The organism is Streptomyces sp. NPDC002671, from assembly GCF_053592475.1.
Window position 1 is genome coordinate 85,316 of record NZ_JBSFVU010000015.1, and the last position, 21,210, is coordinate 106,525.

A 21,210-nucleotide genomic window follows, 5' to 3' on the forward strand; every position below is an offset into this window, starting at 1 on the left:
GAGGCTTCACGTGCTTGTCCACCCGTCCGGCGTCGACGTGTCCAGCTCCGTCCTCCGCTTCCTGACGGCCCGTCTGAGGGAGCACCGCGGCGCTCTCGGTACCCGATGGCGGCGCCTGAGCGCGGGCCGACGAGCCCTGCTCGCCCTCGCCCCCACGCTCGCCAAAGTCCTACAGGCCTCGTTGATGAAGGCGTATGTGATGTGGACGGAACGCTTCTGCCGATGTGTCGGCGTACACGTGAACGTGGCTCTGGCAAGATTTTCGTAGCCGTAGATCATCCCGGGACGGCGGTCGGCTGGTCTACTGGCGGGCAACCTCTGACTGTGTTCTCTTGAACTGGCCACGCTGTTACCGAAGTCGGCCAATGTGCTGATTGTCTCGGTTGACGTTTCCGATGCTGTCGTGGCGGTCCGTGCCCGCACACGGTCCCGACGTTCCAGCGGTGTGTACGGGATCCGGCCAACTGACTGAGTGGTGCCACAGCCGCTATGTGCGGCACCTCGCCGATGTCACGCTCGGCGGCCGACCACTCCGAATCGACCTGTCCGTGCGCCGCTTGTACTGCGAGAACCCGGCCTGCCCGAAGGTGAAAGCCCGGTGATCGCCAGGTGCTGCCAGGTCACCTGCGAGGTCTGCTCCCGGACCGCTGCCCGGCCACGGCCTTCGAGCTCGTTGAGTCCGCTCAGGCCCGATGGCGGGTGGTGAACGCGCCCCACCTCGTTGCCCTCGTCCGCGCCGCCTGCTTCGAAAACGGCCGACTCATCAAACGGCCCAAGGCGATCGCGGCGTGAACATCGTGATTGAGGCCATCAGCACCAGGCGGCTGGACCTGCTACCGCTTCATGACGAGCACGCCGAGGTGATGGCCGCGGTGCTGTCGGATCCGGCTTTGCACACCTTCATCGGCGGTGCTCCAGACACCCCGCAAGCCTTGCGCTCGCGCTATCAGCGCCTGACCGCGGGCTCTCCCGATCCGGCGGTTTCCTGACTGAACTGGGTGATCCGGCTGGGTGAGCCCGCCCCGCTCGATTCGGTCGCGGGGCGGAGCTGCGATCGGAAGGTGCGATCAGGAGACGCGCTTGAGGGTCCAGGCGTTGTTGTTGAAGCCCGAGTTCGGGAAGGCGACGCAGGAGCTCGTGTAGTACGAACTGGTCTGGACCCAGCCGGCGGGGTAGTACGTGGACCCGCAGGCCTGGACGACGGAACCTACGGGCAAGCCGGTGAGCTGCTTGATCTGCTTGATGTTCGGGTCGAAGTTCTGGGTGCCGCAGCTGGGGCTGTAACCCCAGCTGACGTCGACGTAGCCTGCCGGCGTGGCCGTGCTCGCGCAGGTGGTCGTCACGTCACCGGGGGCCGCCTGGGCGGGCGCGGTGGTGAGGGCGAACATCGCGGCAGCGCCGGCGAGGGCCATGGTGGCGGTGCGCAAACGGGTCATGGTGGGCTCCTTGGATCCGAAAACGGTCAACGCAAAATGGCAGTCCGTTTCTACGGCCTGGCCGCAAACCCGTAACAGCCGGTTTCCGGTCTGAATGATCAGGCCACGCCGACGGCCGGTCCGGACCACCTTCCGGCCGGGCCCGGCTGCCAGTTCCGTCCGGGTTACGGGAAGCGCGCAGGTTCACAGATTCCTGAAGCCACGGAGAGATGAACTCGTACGCCCAACCACCGATTCGGTCGCGATTGCACACAGGCTGGCGGCACCGAGGACCCATACATGGCCGGAGCTTCCCACTTCAGATGCTTCGAGCGTTCGCTGACCAGCTCGATGTCACAACAGGTCTCCTGGCCTGTGGGCGGCGGGGTTCTTCCCTGGACCGGATTGTCGTACCAGGCGGGTAAGTTCCCAACCATGACCAACGCGAAGACCGCCGGCAATCGCGGCCGACAGTCTGGTGTGGACGGCACGGTCCAATCGCCGACGAGGCTCACGACGGATCTCCTCGACTCCTGCTTACAAAGTGCGGGTCAGTCGTTCGAGGACGGGGAGCTGGCATATCTGGCGCTCACCTCCCAGGTAGAGAACCCAGTCCGGGACCGGGTGGCCTACCAGCTGCACCGCCTACTTGCGGGGACACGGCTGGACGTCGGCCGAGAGTGGACGGGCATGTAGACCGAAGGGAGTGGTGGCGAGCGCACTACGCGGAAGGTTGACCTGGCAGTGGTCGAGCGGCCCAGGCGACGGGGCCGCAACAGAGAACTCCCCAAAGCAGTCGTTGAGTTCAAGGTGGTTAACGAACGGAAGCTCGCGGACCACGTGATGAAGAGCAGCGACGGGATCCGCCTGGATTATTTTCTGCGTCAGAGCGGCCACGTGCCTGACACAGCGGTGGAGGGCGTTGTCGCTCGGCTCGCTCCGCTCGGGCCGGTGCCGCTGGAGACGTTCGAAACGCTTGACCGGCCGCTGTAGGAATCTCCCGTGGTGTCCTGACAGCGAATGTTCATGGGTTTGGGAGGCACCTAATTCCCTGGATGGGTGATGTTCACGAGTTTTGACAGCACCTCAGTGCTTGACCAGCCAGCATCGGGATGGTCCAGGGAAAGGTGCTGGTCATGCCGCTGAAATCTTTTGCGCGTGCTGCCTCCGGATGATGAGGTGGCACGGTGACCAACCACGATGAGGCGGCGGCCGTCCGACCGTTGACACTGGCTTGGGTGAGCCGGCATCTGGAGGTCGGCGAACGGATCGTCAGAACCGAGGCGCTGCACGGCGGCATCACTGCCGAAATGCGGAGGCTGACCATCGGCACGCGGGACGGAGGCACCCGTGACCTGGTGCTGCGGACCTTCGTCGACCCGTTCTACGTGGAGCGCGCCGAGGACTCGCTGAGCAGGGAGGCTGGCGCCCTGACCCTGCTGGCGGTGACCGGCGTGCCGGCTCCTGGACTGGTCGCGGTTGATCCGACCGCCGCACATTGCGAGTATCCGTCGCTCCTGATGACGCATCTGGCGGGCCGGACGGTCCTCGACGATGAGGGATTGGAGACGCGCGTTCCTCTGCTGGCCCGTCAACTTGTGGCGATCCACGCGTTGCGACCCGCCGAGCGGCCCCGGGAGTATGTGGCGTTGACGACCGCCGACACCGTCGTGGTTCCGAAGGGTGCCGACGCGGCGGCGTGGGCCGCGGCGATCGACGTGATCCGGGGGCCCGCGCCGCCCTATGAAGGGCGGTTCCTGCACCGGGACTTCCAACCCGGCAACGTGCTGTTCGACGTGCTGCCCTCCAGGTCAGCGGGTGCGCGGATCACCGGCGTCGTCGACTGGGCGGCTACCTCCTGGGGTCCGGCGGATCTCGATGTGGCGCACTGCTCCACCAATCTCGCGCTGCTGCACGGCCCGGCGTGGGGTCAGCGGTTCGCCGAGGCGTATGAGGAGGCCGGCGGGGTGCTTGCCGCGGTTGCGAGCGAGCGGCTGTACTGGCGGGTGCGGGACGGACTGGCGTGCTCAGAAGAAGTGCAGTTGGTGGCGCAGGCGTGGCGGGATGCAGGGAGGGCAGAGATGACGACGCGAGCTGTGGAGGAGCGGCTGGATGCCTATGTCACCGCCCTGATGGACGCGCTGGGCTGAGCCAAGAAGGTCCGAGGCGCGGGCCCGGCTTTCACTCACAAACGCCATCAGCCGACCCTCGGGGGACAGTAGGGCATTGCGGTGCGTCACAGGCATTCCTATCGCCAGGGATCGAGTGCGTGCTTGCCTCGGGTATGGCCTGCTTCGAGTTGCTGCAGCACCGCTGGCCCCTCGGCCAGGGGGTGAACCTGGGGGGTGCCGGGCGGGTACACGCCCTGGGCGATGAGTGCCTCGATCTCGACGAGCAATGATCGATAGATGGACGGGGCCGCGGCCGCCAGCGCACCGATGTGCAGGCCCTTGACTTGGACCTGATGGGTGAAGACCAGGTCGTGCGTGCTGAGGCTGGCATCGCCGGAAGCGGCGCCGAACACGACGATGCGTCCGGTGAAGGGTTTGGTGACCGAGAGACTGACCTCGAACGTGGCCTGTCCCACCGATTCCAGCACCAGGTCGACACCGCCCGTCAGGCGGGTGATCTCCGTGGCCAGATCGGGGCGTCGGCTGTCCAGGACCTCGTCAGCGCCGAGCGCTTTGACGGTGTCGTGCTTGGCTGATGTCGCCGTGGCGATCACGCGCGCACCGTAGTGGCGGGCGAGTCGGACGGCGGCCTGCCCCACGCCTCCGGCCGCGGCATGAACGAGCACTACGTCGCCCGTCTTGATCTCGCCCAACGGCTTCAGTGCCGCCAATGCGGTTGTCCAGTTCAGCACCAGGCCGAGGGCTTCGGCGTCGCTCCAGCCGGAAGGCACGGGAAGTACACCCGCGGCCGGCATCGTCATGTACTGCGCGAAGGCGCCCGGGCCGGCTCCGACGACGTGCATGCCGACTGGCAGTGGGCGTTCGACCCCCGCGCCGACACCCACGATCGCGCCGGCGGCTTCGAAGCCCGCCACGTAGGGCGCCTGCGGGCCTCCTCCGTAGGTGCCATGGGTTTGCATGACGTCCGCGAAGTTGACCCCGGCGGCGCCGACGCGGATCAGGTACTCGCCGGGCCCTGGGGTGGGGTGGCGGTGATCGGTCGTGAGGGTCAGATCCTTCGGTCCCCGGTGCGACCTCTGGACCAGTGCTCGTACCGTCTGCTCAGCGGTGTGCTGCTGCTCGTTGATCTCCATGCGCCGAACGTAGGAGTCTGACACTTACGTCAAGGTCAAGTGGCGGCTATAGACCAGAGCGGCGGGCCTCTCTCAGGTAGGCGTCGAGTGCCGCCTGCTGATCGCTGAGAACGGCGATGCGTGCAGCGAGCCGATCGCGATGGCTCTGCACCTCGTGCAGGAACTCCGCGCACACCGCATCCGTGCTGGCATCGGGGCCGTCAGTGAGGTGGGGCAGAACCTCCCTGATCAGCCGCACGGGCAGCCCGGACTCCAGCAGCGAGCGGATGACGAGCACCCGGTCGATAGTGGACTGGCAGTAGTCGCGGAATCCATTGCTGCAACGACCAGGGACGATCAAGCCCTCATCCTCGTAGTGCCGCAACGATCTCGCACTCACGCCGCTGACTCTGGAGGCTTCGCCGATCTTCATATCTGGAGGCAACGTCTGGGCGCACCGCGATCTTCCAGTAACTTGCTACGACGAAGTGAAGACCCGCTCAGGCGTCAACAGCCTCCTGTCCCGCAACAGCTAGAGATCTTTAACGGTGCGGGTTACGTCGGGTCGTGACGGTTGCCGTGGGCTGCGCTATGCCGGAGGAATGAGTTATGCCGATGGCGGCGGGCGTTGGCTTCGGGCGGTCGCCAGGCTCTGGCCTCCAAGGGCCCCGGCGGTGCTCGCTGCAAGCTCGACGCGGGACAACTCCGCCTTCTGGAAACGGTGTTGGATGCCTGGGGCAGCCGGGGCCACACCCCGTTGGTGCGGGTCACCGCCACAGGCGCCAAACGTGTCTCGATGGCGGCGCTGATCTGCACCAAAGCAGGACGCAGATCACGGCTGATCTACCGCATCCACCTCGACCATGGTCCCGCCAAGGACCGTCGCAAGGCCTTCACCGAGACCGACTACGCCCGCCTGCTGGATGCCGCGCACCAGCAGCTCGGCGGCCCCATCGTTCTGGTGTGGGACAACTTGAACACGCACGTCAGTCGCACCATGCACGAGCTCAGCGCCGCCCGATTATGGCTGACCGTCTACCAGTTGCCGCCGTACGCCCCCGAGCTCAACCCCGTCGAGGGCGTGTGGTGGCACATGAAGAGATCGCTGGCCAACCTCACCAGACACAGCCTGGACCAGCTCACCGCGTTGGCGAAGACGCGGCTGAAACGGATGCAGTACCGCCCCCGCCTTATCGAGGGCCTCATCGCCGAGACCGGGCTCGACCTCCAACCGCCGCAACTCCAGCCATCGCCACACCCAGCTGGCCAAGGAAACGGGCGACCACTGACGGCTGCCCCCGCCTCGTCCTCCTCTACCTTTGGCAAGTCCGGTGAAGCGCCCCTCGTGGTCACTGTCATGGCAGGTCGCGGCGAGGGCCCTGGTGATGACTCGTCATCCAGGTCGTCGGCTACCGATTTCATGAAAAGCCGAAGAGGCCGAGCACGACAGCCACGCCCATGCAGCCACCCAGGCAACTTTCCATGACACTGCCGGAATTCCCCATGATGCTGTTCTCACACTCGCCGGTTGTCTGGCAGCCGCCCTGCTCGTAATACACCTAGCTAGTGCTGGAGCCGTGTCAGTGACGGCAACTGCTGTACTACCAGGCCGGTGGAAAGAACGCGCCCTGATAGTACATTTTCCCATCGGGGCGCGTTCTTGCCGCTAGTTAAGGCCCCCATCGCCGAGGCAGCTACAACTTGCAGTACAGGCTCGTACCTTGGGTGTCGCTGACGGGCTCGTATCCGTTGCCGTTGTGGGTCCAGTAGACAGTGCGAAGGTTCTCTCCGCTGACCTGGCCGGTGGCGTAACTGGTGCTCTTGTTCGCCCACTGCCACTCGCCGGACTGGTCGTTCCCCGGCTTGTATCCGACCAGTCCGGTCCTCCAATTGGAGGCGACGGGCTGCTGATTGTAGAGACCGTACCAGTCCTTCTCGGTCTGGGGGTCCCCTTCGTAGCTGATGACGACCTTCCCGCCTCGGCATTCAGGGGTGACCGCGTCCGGGGTGCCTGCCATTGTCCTCTTCCTTCGAGGTTGGGAGTGTGACCTGGCAACGGTAAGGCTGCAGGCGAATTACTGAATATAAGCCGGATGAGTGAAATGCGAATATGCCAGAGGGATAGTGCATGCGTAGAGGCGTCACAGGCGCACCAGCGACGGATCAACCTCCCGCCGTGAGTGGTGGACGAGACGAATAATCTGGCTTCGAGGTTGTCTCACGTGGCAAGTTTCGCGAGCTTCTTGTAGCGGGTCAGGGCGGCGGCCAGGCCGAGGAAGGCGAAGAAGTGCGAGCCCTTTCGTTCGTATCGGACGGTGAGGCGGCGGTAGCCGAAGAGCCAGGCGATCGACCGTTCGATCTTCCAGCGGTGCCGACCGAGGCGTTCGCCGGACTCGATGCCGGGCCGCGCGATGCGCGCGACGAGCCCGCGCTCGCGCAGCCAGGCCAGGTGTTCGGCGGAGAAGTACGCCTTGTCCGTGCGGAGTTTGACGGGTCGGCGCCGCCGTGGTCCCCGGCGGGACCGGACGGCGGGTATGCCGCGGATGAACGGCTTGAGGGCGAGGCTGTCGTGCATGTTCGCGCCGGACACGGCGACGGCGAGCGGAATGCCCCGGGCATCGGACAGCACGTGCAGCTTGCTGCCCTTCTTGCCGCGATCGACCGGGTTCGGCCCGGTCAGCGATCCCCCCTTTTGGCGCGAACGGAGGCCGCGTCGACGATCGCCGAGGTCCAGTCCACCTCGCCCCGGGCCCCGAGTTCGTCCAGCACCGCCCGGTGCAGCCGACGCCACAGGCCGGCCTCGGTCCATACCGTGAAGCGGCGATGCGCGGTGGCGGGCGACATGCCGAACGTCGGCGGCAGATGCCGCCAGGCACAGCCGCTGGTCAGCGCGTACACCACTGCCGTGACCACGGCCCGCTCGTCACACGGAGCGGTCCCACCACCTTGCGGACGAGCAGCGAACGACGGCAGCAACGGGGCGGCCAGCTCCCGGAGTTCATCAGGAACCAGACGCTTCGATAGATCAGCACCCACGACCGGCATCATGCCGCACGAACATCAAGTCACGTGAGACAACCTCTAGGCCTTGATTGGTGCGGCCGACCTGGCGGCCTGCTCGATCTTCGCGCAGTAGGCTGCACGGGCTTCCTCGTCGATCTGCTTCTCGTGTTCGGCGCGCACCCCGGTCCGGCCGTCGAGGCCCTCGCGCAGGATATCGGCGTGCCCGGCATGCCGGATGGACTCGCCGAGGACATGGACCATGATGGCGAACAGGTTCGTGTTGGGATAAGGCTCCGGCCACCACGGCACGTGGCCGGGGGCGTCGAGGGGAAGCTCGTTGATCGTCGCGTCCGAGTGTTCCCACGTGCGCCAGTAGAACCCCATGATCTGATCGCGGGTCTCGTCCTCGGTCGCCCACAGATCGCTGCCGTTGTAGTCCTGCCACCGGGGCAGCGGTTCCGGGGAAGGGCGGTCGAAGACCTCGCCGAAGTACCTGGCCTCGACGGTGGCCACGTGTTTGACCAGGCCGAGGAGGTTGGTCCCGGATACTGTCAAAGGTCGGCGGGCGTCGTATTCGGACAAGCCGTCGAGTTTCCAGAGCAGCGCCTTGCGGTCCCGCCGCAGTCTCCCGTGCAGGTTGTCTTTCGCGAATTCATCGATCATGCGGTATGAGCCTGCCATGGGCTGCTCGTGGTCTCAAGATCCCGTACGTGGTCCGCAACGACTGGCAGAGCCGAGGCCTGGCCATGGCCGCCGCCCTGACCTGCTACAAGAAGCTCGCGAAACTTGTCACGTGAGACACCCTCCTAGCCCATCCAGCCGAATGATAGAGTTCACGGCCCCTGGGGCGGGAGTTGGCTTCCGCCTGTCTCATCCCAGGACGCCGGACTCCGGCCCGTGCTTCCGCGGGGCAGAACGTGCACCTGGGCGCACACACCTTCTGGCAGTACGCCGAGGTCATGACCGATCGTCATGCGTATCCGAGTGATCTGTCCGATGCTCCCTGGGAGTTGCTCAAGCCGGTCCTCACAGCCTGACGGGCCGAGCGGCGCCGGCATGCCCTGGGCATCGGCCGGCCACCGGAACACGACCTGCGCGAGATCATGAACGCGATCCTGTACGTCGACCGCACCGGATGCCAGTGGCGCTACCTCCCGCACGACTTCCCGCCCTGGGAAACCGTCTGCGGGTACTTCGCCAGGTGGCAGAAGGAAGGCATCTTCGCCCAGCTCAACGGCCTGCTGCGGGAGTTGGTGCGGCAGCGGGAGGGCCGCAACGCCGCTCTGTCGGCCTGCGTGATCGACGCGCAGAGCGTCAAGACCTCCACCAGCGTTCCCGCCTCGAGTCAGGGTGGCGTCGATCTGGGGCAGGCCCGCCATGTCCACCGTGGGGATGAGGGCATTCACTGAGGCCACCCAGCACGCTTGCGCGGGGCGTAATGACGGCACTGCCGTCGCGAACACATGTGTTCGTTGTCGGCCGTGTGTCCTGCGAAGCACGCGGATGAACGTGCCCAGCTCGCGACACCTGGCGCCCCTTCTTGACCTGGAGTTTGGTTGAGGTCTTAACGTCACGGCATGTTGATCACCGCCTCATGACGGGAGAAGACCTCATGATCCTCGTGACCGGAGCCACCGGAAATATAGGAAGTGCCCTCTTGCAAGAGCTCCGGGCGTTCGGCGCCGGACCGTTGAGGGGGCTCACCCGTGACATTGAACGAGCCGCGTTCCCCAAAGGGGTCGAAGCCGTTGCGGGTGACTTCGCTGACACAGCCTCGCTGAAGTCCGCATTGGAGGGGGTCCGATCGCTGTTTCTCGTGTCACGCATAGGTTCGGACGCCGAGATCATCGAGGCGGCCCAGCGGGCAGGCGTGGAACACGTAGTGCTGGTCTCGTCCATTACCGTCCAGACCCATCCGCACCTGGGCCCCGCCGGAGAGAACCTAACTGTCGAGCAGCTGCTCAAGGACAGCGGCATGAGGTGGACGATCCTGCGGCCGACACAGTTCGCCTCGAATGCCCTGTGGTGGGCGGGAACGATCCGGGAGCACGAAACGGTCCGTGTGCCCTATGCGGACATCGGTCTCCCCACGATCCACCCTGCGGACATCGCATCGGTGGCTCGGGGGGCACTGACCGAGTCCGGCCACCAAGAGCGGACGTATGCGCTGACTGGTCCGGAGAGGGTCACGGCCCGGCAGCAGGTCGGGGCCATCGCGGCAGTACTAGGGCGGAAAGTGCCGTTCGCCGAGATCGGCCGGCAGGAAGCCCATCGTCAGATGGCCATCTTCCTGGGCGACGAAGCCGCTGACGCGGTGCTCGACCTGACGGGTGGCGACGTGAACGACGAGCTGCTCATGGTGCGTGACACGGTTTCCCAGATCACCGGTGCGCCGGCCAGGACGTTTCAGCAATGGGCCTCGGAGAATGCCGCTGCCTTCCGTTGAGCCGCCCGATCCCGATCACGATCACAATCATCGTGCCCCGACAGCGGGACGGCTGGTTGTCGGAGCAGGCGGTGGGCAGAGATCAACCGGCCTTGGCGTGCTCCTCAGCTCGTGCCCGGGTGCTGGCAAGGCGGTAGGAATCGGTGCCGGTTTCGACGATGGTGCCGTTGAAAGTGAGGCGGTCGACGATGGCCGTCGGGGGCCGCCCTGGTGGACGGTCGGCGACACGGCCTCGGCGATGCCGGCACGCGTGGCGGTGTGGGAGCCGCGGCGGCCGGGGCTCGGCGCCGCGTACGCGGTGGGGAGGGGAAGCGCGAGGCGGTTCGAGCGCGATTCCGTGGCGAATGACACTCGCTTTACGTCACGTCAATGATGCGAGTGCTATGCCATGCGAGTCGTGGCGCCCCGGGATCGGCGTCCACGCCCGGGCACAGTGGCTCAGTGCCGCTCCGGGGCCAGGTCCCTCTCCACCGCGTGCGCCGTGACCTCGAGCGCTGCCACCAGGGACTGGAGCCGGTGCGGGTTGTAGCGCACGCTGGGCATCGACACCGACAGACCTGCCAGCGCAGCGCCATCCCCGCCCCGCACCGGCACGCCGACGGCGACGAGACCGCGCTCGGACCGCTCCCTGTTCACGGCGAACCCGTTGCGGCGCAGCCGCCTCAGTTCGGTGCGCAGCCGGACGAGATCCGGCCGATCGGCCGGCCGGTCCCGGTAGCGCTCGGCGGCGTATACCTGCTCCAGCTCCTCGTCGGAAAGGTCCGCGAGCAGGAGCAGCCCCGCCGTCGTACGGTGCGCCGGGAACACCATGCCCTCCCTGGACCCGACCCGCAGCGCCTGCCGGCACTCCACGCTGGCGATGAAGCGTGCCGTGTCCCCGGTGCGCACGATCAGGTTCGTGGTCTCGTCCAGAACATCGACGGCCCGGTGCAGATGGGGAAGGGCCGCCGCGCGCAGCCGCGACACGAGGGACTGGGAGTGCACGGCGAGTTCGAGCACAGGCCCCGCCCGGTAGACGCGGTCTTCGCCTTGCACGGCGAAGTCCCGGTAGACCAGCATCGCCAGGACGCGGTGGGCGGTCGACCTGGCGACACCGAGCCGCTCGGCCAGCTGCGACACGGTCGCGCCGCCTTCCATCTGCAGGATGGTCGCCGCCCGCAGCGCATGGTCCACGCTGGTGATGGGGTAGGGCGGCGGCGTCTTGAGCGGCTTGTCCACGATCCGAGCTCCAGATTCTGTTCTCCAGAATCTACATGTTCTTCCAGTGAGCGCGCCGCACGCTGGCCCCATGCACCAGTCCTCTCTCCCACCCGACAACGCCGCGGGCTCTCCGGTCCGCCTCCAGGCCGCCTCCGCGGAGGGGCAACCCGTCGTCACGCCAGAGCTCGAGGAGCTGTACCGGGGATTCGAGCAGGAGTTGCTCGTCCCGCTGTGGACCGAGATCGGCGACCTCATGCCCGCCCATCCACGCTCGCGCGCCGTGCCGCACCTGTGGCGCTGGGAGCGACTGCGGGCGCTGGCCGCACAGGCCGGCGACCTGGTCCCCGTCGGACGCGGCGGCGAGCGGCGGGCCATCGCCCTGGCCAATCCCTCCCTGGGCGGGAGGCCCTTCGCCACCCCGACCCTGTGGGCGGCCGTCCAGTACCTCATGCCCGGCGAGGACGCCCCCGAGCACCGGCACACCCAGCACGCCTTCCGCTTCGTCGTCGAGGGCGAGGGCGTCTGGACGGTCGTCGGGCGTGACCCGGTGGCCATGCGGCGCGGCGACTTCCTCCCGCAGGCCGGCTGGAACATGCACGCGCACCACAACGCCACCACCGAGCCGATGGCCTGGATCGACGGCCTCGACATCCCCTTCCAGTACGCCACCGAGACCCAGTTCTTCGAGTACGGCCGGGACGCGATCAGCGACGCCGAGCGGATCACCCCGGACCGTTCGCGCTCCGAGCGGCTCTGGGGTCACCCCGGTCTCCGCCCGGTGTCCGCCGGCTTCACCGGCCCCGGCTCGCCGCTGCTCGCCTACCGCTGGGAGCACACCGACCGCGCCCTGACCGACCAACTCGCCCTGGAGGCGGAGGGGTACGGGGGCACCGTGGAGCCCGGGCACGCCGCCGTTCGCTTCACCGACCCGATGACCGGCGGCGACGTGCTGCCCACCATCCGCGCCGAGATGCACCGGATCGCTCGCGGCACCGAGACCGCCCCAATACGCGAGACGGGCTCCTCTGTCTACCAGGTCTTCGACGGCTCCGGCACCGTCACGGTGGGCGGGACCAGCTGGTCGGTCACGCGCGGTGACCTGTTCGTCGTCCCGTCCTGGCAGCCGCTCTCCCTCCGGTCCGAGGCCGGCTCCACCGACTCCGAATCCGGCGCCCTGGACCTCTTCCGGTTCAGCGACTCCCCGATCTTCGAGGCCCTCCGGCTCGACCGTACGCACGTGGAAGGAACCACCCGATGAAGCTCGCGACCATTCGCACCGACGGGACAACGAGGGCCGTACGGCTCGACGGCGACGTCCTGGTCGACCTCGGCGCCCCGGACGTGGGCGCCCTCCTCGCCGAGCCCGGCTGGGCCGAGCGCGCCGCGACGGCGACCCCGACGACCGGGACCATCTACCCGGTCGAGGGCGCCGACTTCGCCCCTGCCGTCCCCACTCCCTCCAAGGTGGTGTGCGTCGGCCTCAACTACCGCAACCACATCCAGGAGATGGGCCGGGACCTGCCGCAACACCCCACCCTCTTCGCGAAGTTCGCCGACTCCCTCATCGGCCCCGGCGACGACATCGTCCGACCGGACGAGACCGACGCGTTCGACTGGGAGGTCGAACTCGCCGTCGTCATCGGCGCCCCGGTACGCCGGGCCCGTGGCGAGGATGCCGAGCGGGCGATCGCCGGTTTCACCGTACTGAACGACATCACGTGCCGGGACTGGCAGTTCCGCACCCGTGAGTGGCTCCAGGGCAAGATGTGGGACTCCACCACTCCCGTCGGCCCGTACGTCGTCACGCCCGACGAGCTGCCGGGCGGGGTCCGCCCGTCGCTGGACGTGCGCCTGCTCGTCGACGGCGAGGTGATGCAGGCCGACTCCACCGGCGACCTGCTCTTCGACCCGGTTGCCCTGGTCGAGTACGTCTCCACCGTCGTCCGCCTCAACCCCGGTGACATCATCGCCACCGGCACCCCCGGCGGTGTCGGCCACGCCCGCAGGCCCGAGCGCTACCTCCTCGGCGGCGAGACCGTCGTCGCCGAGATCGACGGCATCGGCCGTCTGGAGAACCGGGTCGTGAAGGAGGGGACCGTCTGATGTCCCGAACCTTCGACGCCGCCGGCCGCTGGGCCCGGATCGGCACCGAGATGATGATCCGGGCCGTCGACGGTCTCGACGACGACGCCTTCGCCGCGCCGAGCCTCCTGCCCGGCTGGAGCAGGGCGCACGTGACGGCACACGTCGCCGCCAACGCCGAGGCGTTGTCCCGTCTGGTGCACTGGGCCGCCACGGGCGAGGCCACCCCGATGTACACCTCCCCCGAGGACCGAGCCGCCGGGATCGAGCGGGGCCGGGTCCTGCCCGCCGCCGATCTGAACACATGGCTGCGCCGCACTGCGGACGCCCTGGAGAACGGCATGGCTGTGCTCGGCGAAGAGCAGTGGCGCACGCCCGTCGTCACCGCGCAGGGCCGGACCGTACCGGCCACCGAGGTGCCCTGGCTCCGCTCCCGAGAGGTGTGCGTGCACGCCGTCGACCTGGCGGCCGGCGTCACCTTCGCCGACCTGCCGGCCGACTTCCTCACCGCCCTCTGCGACGACGTCGTCACCAAGCGCGCTGCGGCGCCCGGCCCGGCATTGACCCTGCGGGCCACCGCCGTCGGAGCCGCCTGGGACCTGCCTGGCGACGGCGAAGCCGTCCCGATCACGGGCGAGCTCCACGACATCGCCGCCTACCTCACCGGACGGGACACCGGCCCGCTCACCGCCGACGGCGCGCCCCTTCCCGCGCTGGACGCGTGGCTCTGACCAGGGCCCGCCCCGCGACCGAAGGAACAGATCATGAATCCTGAATCCAGCCCTGCCGGGCGGCCCGACGTCCTCGTGGTCGGCGGCGGTATCGGCGGCCTCAGCACCGCCTTCGCCCTGGCCCGTCAGGGAGCGCGCGTCCGTGTCCTCGAACGGGCCAAGGAGTTCGGCGAGGTGGGAGCGGGCCTGCAGATCGCCCCCAACTGCACTCGTATCCTCGCCCAGTACGGACTGCTCGACGAAGCCAGGAGCCTCGGAGTCGTCCCGGAGAACATGGTGATGCGGGACGCCCTCGACGCCCGGGAGCTGACCCGCCTGGACCTGCGCGACCTCGAACGGCGCTACGGCTTCCCGTACATGGTCATTCACCGCAGCGACCTGCACGGCATCTTCCTGCGGGCCTGCCGACGCGCCGGGGTCGAACTGCTGACCGATCAGACGGTCATCGACTACGCGCAGACGGACGACGGTGCCCTGGTCCGGCTGGAGGACGGCACCACCCAGGAGGCGCCGCTGGTGATCGCGGCCGACGGGTTGCACTCCGTGGCCCGCCGCAAGCTGATCGGCGACGAGATCGTCAGCTCCGACTTCGTCGCCTATCGCGCCGCCGTCCCGATCGAGCAGGTCAGGGACAACGGCATCGCGGAACGCGACGTCACCGTGTACGTCGGCCCGCGCTGCCACTTCGTCCAGTACGCGCTGCGCGGCGGCGAGATGTTCAACCAGGTCGCCGTCTTCGAATCGCCCAAGGCCCTCGCGGGGCAGGAGGACTGGGGCACGCCCGACGAACTCGACGCGGCCTTCGACGCCACCTGCGACACCGTGCGCAAGGGCATTCCGCTGATGTGGCGCGACCGCTGGTGGCAGATGCTCGACCGCGACCCCGTCGAGACATGGGTGCACGGCCGCATCGCCCTGCTCGGCGACGCCGCACACCCGCCGCTCCAGTACATGGCGCAGGGCGCGATCATGGCGATCGAGGACGGCTGGGTCCTCGCCGAGCACTACGCCCGCCTGGCCGCCGAGGCCGCCCCCGAGGGCCGCCGGCCCGACTGGGACGCCGTGCTCGTGGCGTACGAGGCGGTCCGTGTGGAGCACTGCCGCCGCATCCTGACGACGGCGCGCGCCTGGGGCGAGCTGTGGCACCTCGACGGCGCCGAGCGGCTCCGGCGCAATGCGATCATGCGGGCCCGGGACACGTACGACTACTCCTTCACCGACTGGGTCTACGGCCCGACCGCGCTGACGCCCGACGAGGAGCCGCCCATGTTCACACCGATCCCGCTCACCGGGGGCGGCGCGTCATGAGCGACGCCTACCTGTACGCGGCCAGCCGCGCCCCCTTCGGCCGGTTCGGCGGTGCCCTGGCCGGGGTGCGGCCCGACGACCTCGCAGCCATCGCGCTGCGGGCGAGGACAACCCCAACGTCGGCCGGCTGGCGGTGCTCCTCGCCGGACTCCCCACGAGCGTGCCCGCCACCACCGTGAACCGGCACTGGGGACTGGAAACGGGGCCTTGAGCTACCGAGCCAGTCCCCGAACCTACTTCAGCCCACAGGAGCGTGGCCGGGCGGCAGTGCCAGCCGAAGGGCATCTTGCGGGGGTACTCGTGCGGCTCGTGACGCCCAGTGCCGGGGAAGGTCCGCTGCCCACGGAAACGGCGTGCAGTTTGTAGTCCTCGGCGCCAAGGTAGACCACGCCGTCGGCGACGCTCGGTGACGAAGACACCCTGTTGCCCAGGGCGAGTTTCCAGCGATGTCTGCCGGTGGCGGCATCCACCGCGTGCAGGTTCCCGTCATCGCCGCCGACGTAGACCACGCCGTCGGCCACGGCCGGCTTCCAGAACACCGCACCGCCGATGGCGGACTTCCAGCGGAGTTCTCCCGTAGCCGCGTCGAACGCGTACAGGTTTCCGTCTTCGCTGCCGATGCAGACCACGCCGTCGGTTACGGTCGGCGCCCCAAAAACAGGTCCAGCGACGGTGCGTCTCCATCGCTGTTCACCTGAAGTGGCGTCCACCGCATACAGGTTGTAGTCCAAGCTGCCGACGTAGACGACTCCGTGCGCCACGGTGGGCTCGTATACGTCACGGCCTGTGGTGAATTTCCAGCGCTGTGTGCCGGTGGCGGCATCGACGGCGTAGAGGTTGTGGTCGTAGCTGCCGACGTAGACGAGTCCGCCCGCCACGGCCGGCGAGGAGCGCACGTCGCTGCCTGTCGTGAATTTCCAGCGCTGCGTGCCGGTGGCGGCATCGACGGCATAGAGATTGTGGTCCCAGCTGCCGATATACACAACGCCGCCCACTACGACCGGCGACGCGGTCACAACACTTTCCGTGGTGAATTTCCAGCGACGTCGGCCTGAATTGGCGTCCACCGCGTAGAGGTTGTGGTCATAGCTGCCGGCGTAGACCATTCCGCCCGCCACAGCTGGGGACGTGTACACCTCTCCGGCGGTGGCGAATTTCCACCGCTGCTTTCCGGTGGTGCGATCGACCTCGTACACGTTCCCGTCGTCGCTGCCGATGTAGACCATGTCGCCCGCCACGGTCGGTTGCGAACGCACGACATTTCCCGCGGGGAAGGTCCATCGCTGTTCGGCAGGCTGCGTAGTGGGCTTCCGAGGGGTGGCCGTTGCCTGCGGGTTGGAGTGCGGGGCCGGTCCTCCTGAGGGAGAGTCGCCGTCCAGGATTCTCCAGCCCGCAAAGCCGAGCCCTGTGGCGAGGGCAGTGGCACCGGTCAGCCGCAGCAGGAACCGTCGGCGGGACGTCTCGGCTAAGTGCTGTTCCTCAGGGCCGTGCGCAGATGGCTGTCGTGGGCTCTCCCCGTCGTGCCCGGCGTCCTGACTGCCCGGGCTCTGGCCGTCGTCCGGAGTGTGCGAGGACTTCGCCTGCGTCACGTCGGTCCTCCTGATATGAGTTGTGCGAGCAAGGGTAGGAGCTTGGCGCTGGATGTGTCTGGCTTGCAAGGACAGCTCGGGGGTGGACGAGGTGACGGCGGGATTACCGGCTGCTGCGGGACAAGGTGGCGATGGCCGTCCGGATGCAAGGCCGGAACACGACGACGGCGGCACAGGGTCCCCGGGCGATGCCACGAGATCCGACCCCGATGGGGCAGCATCCGCAGGGGACGACGGGTCGCCGTCATCGGATCGGGACGAGACCACTGCCGATGAGCCCTCGGGGGCTTCACCCGATGAGGACGAAGCCACTCCGGCAACGGTCAGCAGACGCTTTGGACGGTGGCTGCGCACGGTTCCGGGGCTGGCCGCGTCCACCGTCGTGACCACGCTGTGCGCTGCGGGCACAACCGCTGTGCTCACGGGAGCGCTCCACTTGTGGTCTGAGGGGTCGCCAGTCTCCGTCGCTGTGGAGGCAGATCCCCTACGCCTCGATGTCGAACAAGATCTCGTCCAGCTCGTTCCCGCCAAGAGGTTCGACGGAACCAGACCGGACAACGGCTGTGCGGGCTTCTGGAAATGGGCGCGGGACCGCGGAGGAGCGGACGCGGAACGGACGAGACTGCAGCTGACGGTGACCAACAGTGGTTCCAAGACAGCTTTGATCACCGGCATGAGGGCCGAGGTGATCTCCCGTAACCCCGTTTCCGACGTAGTTGAGACCGAGTGCCCCACGCAGGGGGAAGCCAAGGTGTATTCGGTGAACATCGACCTCGACAAGCCGCAGCCGTACGGCATCTACAACGAAGCTGGTGAGAGCCGTCGGCCGAACTTCACGGTTGCCGCCGGGGGGTTGGAGACCTTCCTGGTAACGGCCGAGATCACGCACGGTGCCGCCGAGTGGAAACTGGCCGTGGATCTCGTCGAGGACGGTCACAAACACACCGTCGTCGTGGAGGACGGCGACGGAAAGCCCTTCACCACAGTGACCCGGCCACCGGGCATGACCGTCTGGGTGCTGGATCCCCATGGAGGGGGCTGGCACAAAGGCGGAGGCGGTGGCGGCATGCCGGGGAGCCAGCCGGGTGGGACATCATGAACTGGCGACAACGCTCCGCCCGCGCCACACCCGGCGCCGGTGCTGCCGAGCGGATCCCCGGGCGAGTGCTGAGCAAGCGTGCCGTCGCCGCCACACTGGCCGTGGCTGTGACGGCGGGGGTTGTCATCTCGCTGATCGTCGTGCGTCCGTGGCCGGGAGCTTCCGTTGGCCAACCCGACCTTCAAGGAGCGCCGAAGCAGGTGGTCGTTCCCCGTCTGCACCCATTGCCCGAAGCCGTGGCAGGGCAGACGGTCACCGCGGTCGCAGCGGGCAACGGCATCGTGGTTTACGGCACTGATTCCGGTGGCGTCTATGTCACGTCGGCGCACGCCGGTCCACGGCGGATCACCGGCCTGACCGGGCGAGTCGTGAAGCTTGCCCTCGACTCCACCGGACGGTGGCTCGCTGCCGTCAGTGCGCGCAGCGAACTCGCCGTTGTGGATACGACTCACTCGTCCTCCCCCGTCATCCGCCGCCGCATCCAGACCGATTCTCCCCTCGGCGCCGGGATAGCACCGGATCAGCTCGCCATCGATCCCACCGGCAACCTCGTCGCCGCACAAACCGACGGCATCGGCGTCTACAGCTTGCGCGGCAGTCGCGCCCCGCAGTGGCTGGATGGCACCTACGAGTGTTCGGGCGCCCGTGACTTGGCATTTGTCGGTACCGAACTCATCGCCGCATTCGACACCTGCGCCAGCATCTGGAACGCGTCCACGTTGCACATGGAACGGCAGGTCTACTTCCCCAGCACGGGCGACGCCCTGATCGGTCACGGCCGAATCCTCTACGGCACGTTCAGCCACGCCCTGCTTTTGGACTACCGCACGACCAGCCCGCTTCCCAGTGCCCCCGTCGCTCCCGGGCAGCCCCGTCCGACGCTCGGCAGCATCATCGTCGACAAGACCATCAGCACCCGGCGCAGCCCGATCCAGCCAGTCGCGGACGATGGCCGAGTCGCCGCCGTCCTACAGGACTCACACCTCATTTTCTGGGCACCTGCTTCCCGCCGAACCCTGGCCAGCGTCTCGTTGCCTCTCCCTGCCGCCTGCCTTGCGGCCGCGAAGGCGGGGCAGCCCACACAGTTCAGCAGCTCGTTCTCCCCTGACCACAAGACCTTGGCACTAACCGCCTACTGCTTCCCGGCAGACGCGGACTCGAACGCCGAAGAGGGCCGACGCCGTTCCGTATACCGGCGCTGGATGCTTGCCTATCCATCGCTTTGAAGATCCAGAGCGGTCCAGATCGGGTCGTCTGGACCAGGCCGACCGGAGAAGCGTTGTAGCGGATCTTCGGCAAGCTCGTCGAGGGCATGGGCGGTTTCCGCGATGTCCTTGTCAGCGACGAGGTTCACCATGCTCAGGGCCTCGTTCCACGGTCGCCAGTCGGCGGCGCTGAACTCCGGCTCCCAGTCCTCGCTCGATCGGTTGTGTAGCGGGGACCGCCTCGTGGAACTGGAGGAACTTCTTGCGGTCGTCATCGAGCCACAGGCCGCGCGCGACGCCGTCGACTTGGGTGCGTAGCGCGAAGAGGTTTTCCGGGAAGAAGGGCTGCTGCCACCCGAGCCACTCGTCGAAGCGCAGGAGGAACGGCGCCGAACCGACCACTTCGGGCCACAGGATTGGCTTTCACTGCGCGTCGGGCAGCTGCGGATCGATGACGTTCTCGGTCGGTTCGACCGGACCCTGCGCGGTATCGCTCAAGACTCACGAGAGCGCGGTCGGGAGGAACTTCGCGCCCGACTCCCCGATCCGTTCCTGGACACTAGGCCAGGGGGCTGCCGGTGTTCCGGATCATCTGCCGCAGCACCTTCAAGGCAGTGATGTAGTCGGCGTCGGCGATCCCCTGGTGGATGCGGTCGCGGATTGCCGGGGCGTGTTGCTTGAGACTGGCACGGGCTTCATCGCCGGCCGCGGTGATCCACAGCCGTCCCTCGCCGTCGCGGGTGAGCCAGCCGCGCCCCAGTAGGACCTCCGCCTCGGCCGCCAGGTCGTCCTCGGGCCTGAGGTAGGTACTCATGGCCTGCTGGAGTTCGGCAATGGTCATGCCGTGGCCGTCAGGCGAGATGTCGTTCTTCGACAGGTTGCGCAACAGCCAGAACTGGGGCTGAGTGAAGCCGAGCCCGGCCTGCTGGGCTCGGGTGAACGCGATGAGGGCCTCGTAGGCCACTCCGGTCCAGTACGCGGCAGGCTGTGCGGCGAGCTCGGCATCGGAGATGTGCTGGGTCGTCATGTGTGGTGCCCCCTGTTCAAAGATCGTTGGTGAGGGCACCGTAGAAACTCAAGTCAGGTTGAGGTCAAGGTGACAAGCCCGGGCCGACCGGGTGGACGCTGATCCGTTGACCGCCTCCAGCAACGTCGGTGATAGGCCGACGCTGCTGTCACAACGAGCCGGGCTGATTCTGTCCATGGCCGCCGTCATCGGCGCGGCGTCAGCGCGGGCGTGATCGCCTGGGGAAGCTGCGCGTCAGGCTTCGTCCACCTTGGACAGGGCTTCGGTGATCAGGCGGGTGGCGAAGTCGCGGTCGTCGGTGAGTCGGTTGATGTGTTCCGCGAGCAGGAAGGCGGTGGCTTCCAGGGGGTTCATCTCGTCCTTGGTCCAGTATCCGTACTGCTTGCGCCACAGACTGGGGCTCAGGTCGGTGCCTGCAGCGACGACTAGGCCGGCCATGGTGGGGATGGCTTCGGGACGGACGCTCTTGGGCATCATGCGCAACGTGGCCACGAGGTTGGGCACCACGCACTCGATGACGTCCTTGTCGTGGTCCTCGTAGGCCATCCGCAGCCACTGCATGAACATGTAGATGAGCGTGCACGCGCCGTCCAGCATGTCATCGATTCCGCCGGGGCCCAAGGACGCAGCGAACTGCTCGGTCAGCGCTTGTTGTTCGGCATCGGTCTGGACCTTGTCGTCGTAGATGGCCTTGAGTCGGGAGTCGACCATCATGAGCGCTGCTCCCACATCGCCGGCGGGAGCGTGCTGGGGGTCGCAGGGCGATGACACAGAATTCCTCCTCATCTGACCGTGAGCAATGCGGCGTGTGCGTACAGTAGCCCGCTGATGATGCGAGGGTCTGACGAATCCCGATGAAAG

At 67.5% G+C, this 21,210-nt stretch carries 22 protein-coding genes and 7 pseudogenes; 17 read left to right on the plus strand and 12 right to left on the minus strand.

From position 1 onward, the window contains the following. Positions 1-10: 10 nt before the first annotated feature. The 3 pseudogenes from ACWD35_RS23625 to ACWD35_RS23635 all read left to right on the plus strand — a co-directional run. Positions 11-246 (plus strand): annotated as a pseudogene (locus ACWD35_RS23625) (IS5/IS1182 family transposase); the annotation flags it as partial. A gap of 408 nt (positions 247-654) precedes the next feature. Then, positions 655-792, plus strand: a pseudogene (locus ACWD35_RS23630) (IS256 family transposase); the annotation flags it as partial. Further along, positions 789-986: pseudogene (locus ACWD35_RS23635) on the plus strand (GNAT family N-acetyltransferase); the annotation flags it as partial. The pseudogenes ACWD35_RS23630 and ACWD35_RS23635, both read left to right, overlap by 4 nt. Positions 987-1,067: 81 nt before the next feature. Here ACWD35_RS23635 and ACWD35_RS23640 read toward each other — a convergent pair. Next, positions 1,068-1,436: a hypothetical protein gene (locus tag ACWD35_RS23640; protein ID WP_451353267.1), complete on the minus strand. Its 369-nt coding sequence runs from the start codon at positions 1,434-1,436 to the stop codon at positions 1,068-1,070. Positions 1,437-1,850: 414 nt separating this feature from the next. Between ACWD35_RS23640 and ACWD35_RS23645 the strand changes: the two genes are divergently transcribed. From ACWD35_RS23645 to ACWD35_RS23655, 3 genes are all read left to right on the plus strand, one after another. Then, positions 1,851-2,111, plus strand: a complete 261-nt coding sequence (locus tag ACWD35_RS23645; protein ID WP_451353268.1) for a hypothetical protein — start codon at positions 1,851-1,853, stop codon at positions 2,109-2,111. 48 nt (positions 2,112-2,159) lie between these two features. Continuing rightward, positions 2,160-2,408 carry a hypothetical protein gene (locus ACWD35_RS23650; protein WP_451353269.1) on the plus strand — a complete coding sequence of 83 codons (249 nt, stop codon included), beginning with the start codon at positions 2,160-2,162 and terminating at the stop codon, positions 2,406-2,408. A 194-nt stretch (positions 2,409-2,602) separates the two neighbouring features. Further along, positions 2,603-3,565 (plus strand): phosphotransferase family protein, encoded by a 963-nt coding sequence (locus tag ACWD35_RS23655; protein ID WP_451353270.1) that lies wholly within the window; start codon positions 2,603-2,605, stop codon positions 3,563-3,565. 98 nt (positions 3,566-3,663) lie between these two features. On the opposite strand, the gene ACWD35_RS23660 is transcribed toward ACWD35_RS23655, so the two are convergent. Continuing rightward, the gene (locus ACWD35_RS23660) at positions 3,664-4,680 is read right to left on the minus strand and encodes an NADPH:quinone oxidoreductase family protein (protein WP_451353271.1); all 1,017 of its coding nucleotides are present in this window, start codon (positions 4,678-4,680) and stop codon (positions 3,664-3,666) included. A 46-nt stretch (positions 4,681-4,726) separates the two neighbouring features. After that, positions 4,727-5,092 (minus strand): MerR family transcriptional regulator, encoded by a 366-nt coding sequence (locus ACWD35_RS23665; protein WP_451353272.1) that lies wholly within the window; start codon positions 5,090-5,092, stop codon positions 4,727-4,729. Positions 5,093-5,272: 180 nt separating this feature from the next. On the opposite strand from ACWD35_RS23665, the pseudogene ACWD35_RS23670 reads away from it, so the two are divergent. Beyond that, positions 5,273-5,896 (plus strand): annotated as a pseudogene (locus tag ACWD35_RS23670) (transposase); the annotation flags it as partial. Positions 5,897-6,353: 457 nt separating this feature from the next. Here the strand turns inward: ACWD35_RS23670 and ACWD35_RS23675 are convergent. The 3 genes from ACWD35_RS23675 to ACWD35_RS23685 all read right to left on the minus strand — a co-directional run bounded on the left by ACWD35_RS23675 (position 6,354) and on the right by ACWD35_RS23685 (position 8,325). Further along, on the minus strand, positions 6,354-6,677 hold the full coding sequence (locus ACWD35_RS23675) for a hypothetical protein (RefSeq protein ID WP_451353273.1): 324 nt from the start codon (positions 6,675-6,677) through the stop codon (positions 6,354-6,356). 200 nt (positions 6,678-6,877) lie between these two features. After that, a protein-coding gene (locus ACWD35_RS23680) for an IS5 family transposase (protein ID WP_451353274.1) occupies positions 6,878-7,695 on the minus strand; the annotation gives its coding sequence in 2 pieces (ribosomal slippage) (positions 6,878-7,353 and positions 7,353-7,695; 819 coding nt in all). A gap of 45 nt (positions 7,696-7,740) precedes the next feature. Further along, complete coding sequence (locus ACWD35_RS23685; protein WP_451353275.1) at positions 7,741-8,325, minus strand: DinB family protein; 585 nt, start codon at positions 8,323-8,325, stop codon at positions 7,741-7,743. A gap of 5 nt (positions 8,326-8,330) precedes the next feature. Here ACWD35_RS23685 and ACWD35_RS23690 point away from each other — a divergent pair, with 5 nt between their 5' ends. The 3 genes and pseudogenes from ACWD35_RS23690 to ACWD35_RS23700 all read left to right on the plus strand — a co-directional run bounded on the left by ACWD35_RS23690 (position 8,331) and on the right by ACWD35_RS23700 (position 10,108). Beyond that, positions 8,331-8,459: a hypothetical protein gene (locus ACWD35_RS23690; protein ID WP_451353276.1), complete on the plus strand. Its 129-nt coding sequence runs from the start codon at positions 8,331-8,333 to the stop codon at positions 8,457-8,459. A 162-nt stretch (positions 8,460-8,621) separates the two neighbouring features. Then, a pseudogene (locus ACWD35_RS23695) lies at positions 8,622-9,032 on the plus strand (transposase); the annotation flags it as partial. A 242-nt stretch (positions 9,033-9,274) separates the two neighbouring features. After that, a complete protein-coding gene (locus ACWD35_RS23700; protein ID WP_451353277.1) occupies positions 9,275-10,108 on the plus strand; it encodes an NAD(P)H-binding protein in 834 nt (277 codons plus the stop codon). An 82-nt stretch (positions 10,109-10,190) separates the two neighbouring features. Here ACWD35_RS23700 and ACWD35_RS23705 read toward each other — a convergent pair. Both ACWD35_RS23705 and ACWD35_RS23710 read right to left on the minus strand, forming a co-directional pair. Further along, positions 10,191-10,301: pseudogene (locus ACWD35_RS23705) on the minus strand (IS21-like element helper ATPase IstB); the annotation flags it as partial. A gap of 245 nt (positions 10,302-10,546) precedes the next feature. After that, positions 10,547-11,326 (minus strand): IclR family transcriptional regulator, encoded by a 780-nt coding sequence (locus ACWD35_RS23710; RefSeq protein ID WP_451353278.1) that lies wholly within the window; start codon positions 11,324-11,326, stop codon positions 10,547-10,549. 70 nt (positions 11,327-11,396) lie between these two features. Here ACWD35_RS23710 and ACWD35_RS23715 point away from each other — a divergent pair, with 70 nt between their 5' ends. The 5 genes and pseudogenes from ACWD35_RS23715 to ACWD35_RS23735 form a co-directional block, all read left to right on the plus strand. Continuing rightward, complete coding sequence (locus tag ACWD35_RS23715) at positions 11,397-12,566, plus strand: cupin domain-containing protein (RefSeq protein ID WP_451353279.1); 1,170 nt, start codon at positions 11,397-11,399, stop codon at positions 12,564-12,566. Then, complete coding sequence (locus ACWD35_RS23720; protein WP_451353280.1) at positions 12,563-13,411, plus strand: fumarylacetoacetate hydrolase family protein; 849 nt, start codon at positions 12,563-12,565, stop codon at positions 13,409-13,411. The genes ACWD35_RS23715 and ACWD35_RS23720 overlap by 4 nt, the downstream gene beginning before the upstream one ends. Beyond that, positions 13,411-14,121 (plus strand): maleylpyruvate isomerase family mycothiol-dependent enzyme, encoded by a 711-nt coding sequence (locus ACWD35_RS23725; RefSeq protein ID WP_451353281.1) that lies wholly within the window; start codon positions 13,411-13,413, stop codon positions 14,119-14,121. The genes ACWD35_RS23720 and ACWD35_RS23725 overlap by 1 nt, the downstream gene beginning before the upstream one ends. 33 nt (positions 14,122-14,154) lie before the next feature. Next, on the plus strand, positions 14,155-15,429 hold the full coding sequence (locus ACWD35_RS23730; RefSeq protein WP_451353282.1) for an FAD-dependent oxidoreductase: 1,275 nt from the start codon (positions 14,155-14,157) through the stop codon (positions 15,427-15,429). Beyond that, positions 15,426-15,622, plus strand: a pseudogene (locus tag ACWD35_RS23735) (3-oxoadipyl-CoA thiolase); the annotation flags it as partial. The gene ACWD35_RS23730 and the pseudogene ACWD35_RS23735, both read left to right, overlap by 4 nt. A gap of 40 nt (positions 15,623-15,662) precedes the next feature. Here the strand turns inward: ACWD35_RS23735 and ACWD35_RS23740 are convergent. Beyond that, on the minus strand, positions 15,663-17,441 hold the full coding sequence (locus ACWD35_RS23740; RefSeq protein WP_451353283.1) for a beta-alanine-activating enzyme beta-propeller domain-containing protein: 1,779 nt from the start codon (positions 17,439-17,441) through the stop codon (positions 15,663-15,665). Between ACWD35_RS23740 and ACWD35_RS23745 the strand changes: the two genes are divergently transcribed. Then, entirely contained in the window at positions 17,401-18,117 is a 717-nt protein-coding gene (locus ACWD35_RS23745) for a hypothetical protein (protein ID WP_451353379.1), read from the plus strand. The genes ACWD35_RS23740 and ACWD35_RS23745 overlap by 41 nt on opposite strands. Further along, a complete protein-coding gene (locus ACWD35_RS23750; RefSeq protein ID WP_451353284.1) occupies positions 18,114-19,343 on the plus strand; it encodes a hypothetical protein in 1,230 nt (409 codons plus the stop codon). The genes ACWD35_RS23745 and ACWD35_RS23750 overlap by 4 nt, the downstream gene beginning before the upstream one ends. Before the next feature lie 111 nt (positions 19,344-19,454). On the opposite strand, the gene ACWD35_RS23755 is transcribed toward ACWD35_RS23750, so the two are convergent. The 3 genes from ACWD35_RS23755 to ACWD35_RS23765 form a co-directional block, all read right to left on the minus strand. Then, entirely contained in the window at positions 19,455-19,724 is a 270-nt protein-coding gene (locus ACWD35_RS23755; RefSeq protein WP_451353285.1) for a hypothetical protein, read from the minus strand. A 157-nt stretch (positions 19,725-19,881) separates the two neighbouring features. Then, positions 19,882-20,349: a MarR family transcriptional regulator gene (locus tag ACWD35_RS23760; RefSeq protein ID WP_451353286.1), complete on the minus strand. Its 468-nt coding sequence runs from the start codon at positions 20,347-20,349 to the stop codon at positions 19,882-19,884. Between the two features lie 234 nt (positions 20,350-20,583). Continuing rightward, on the minus strand, positions 20,584-21,120 hold the full coding sequence (locus ACWD35_RS23765; protein ID WP_451353287.1) for a hypothetical protein: 537 nt from the start codon (positions 21,118-21,120) through the stop codon (positions 20,584-20,586). Positions 21,121-21,210: the final 90 nt, after the last annotated feature.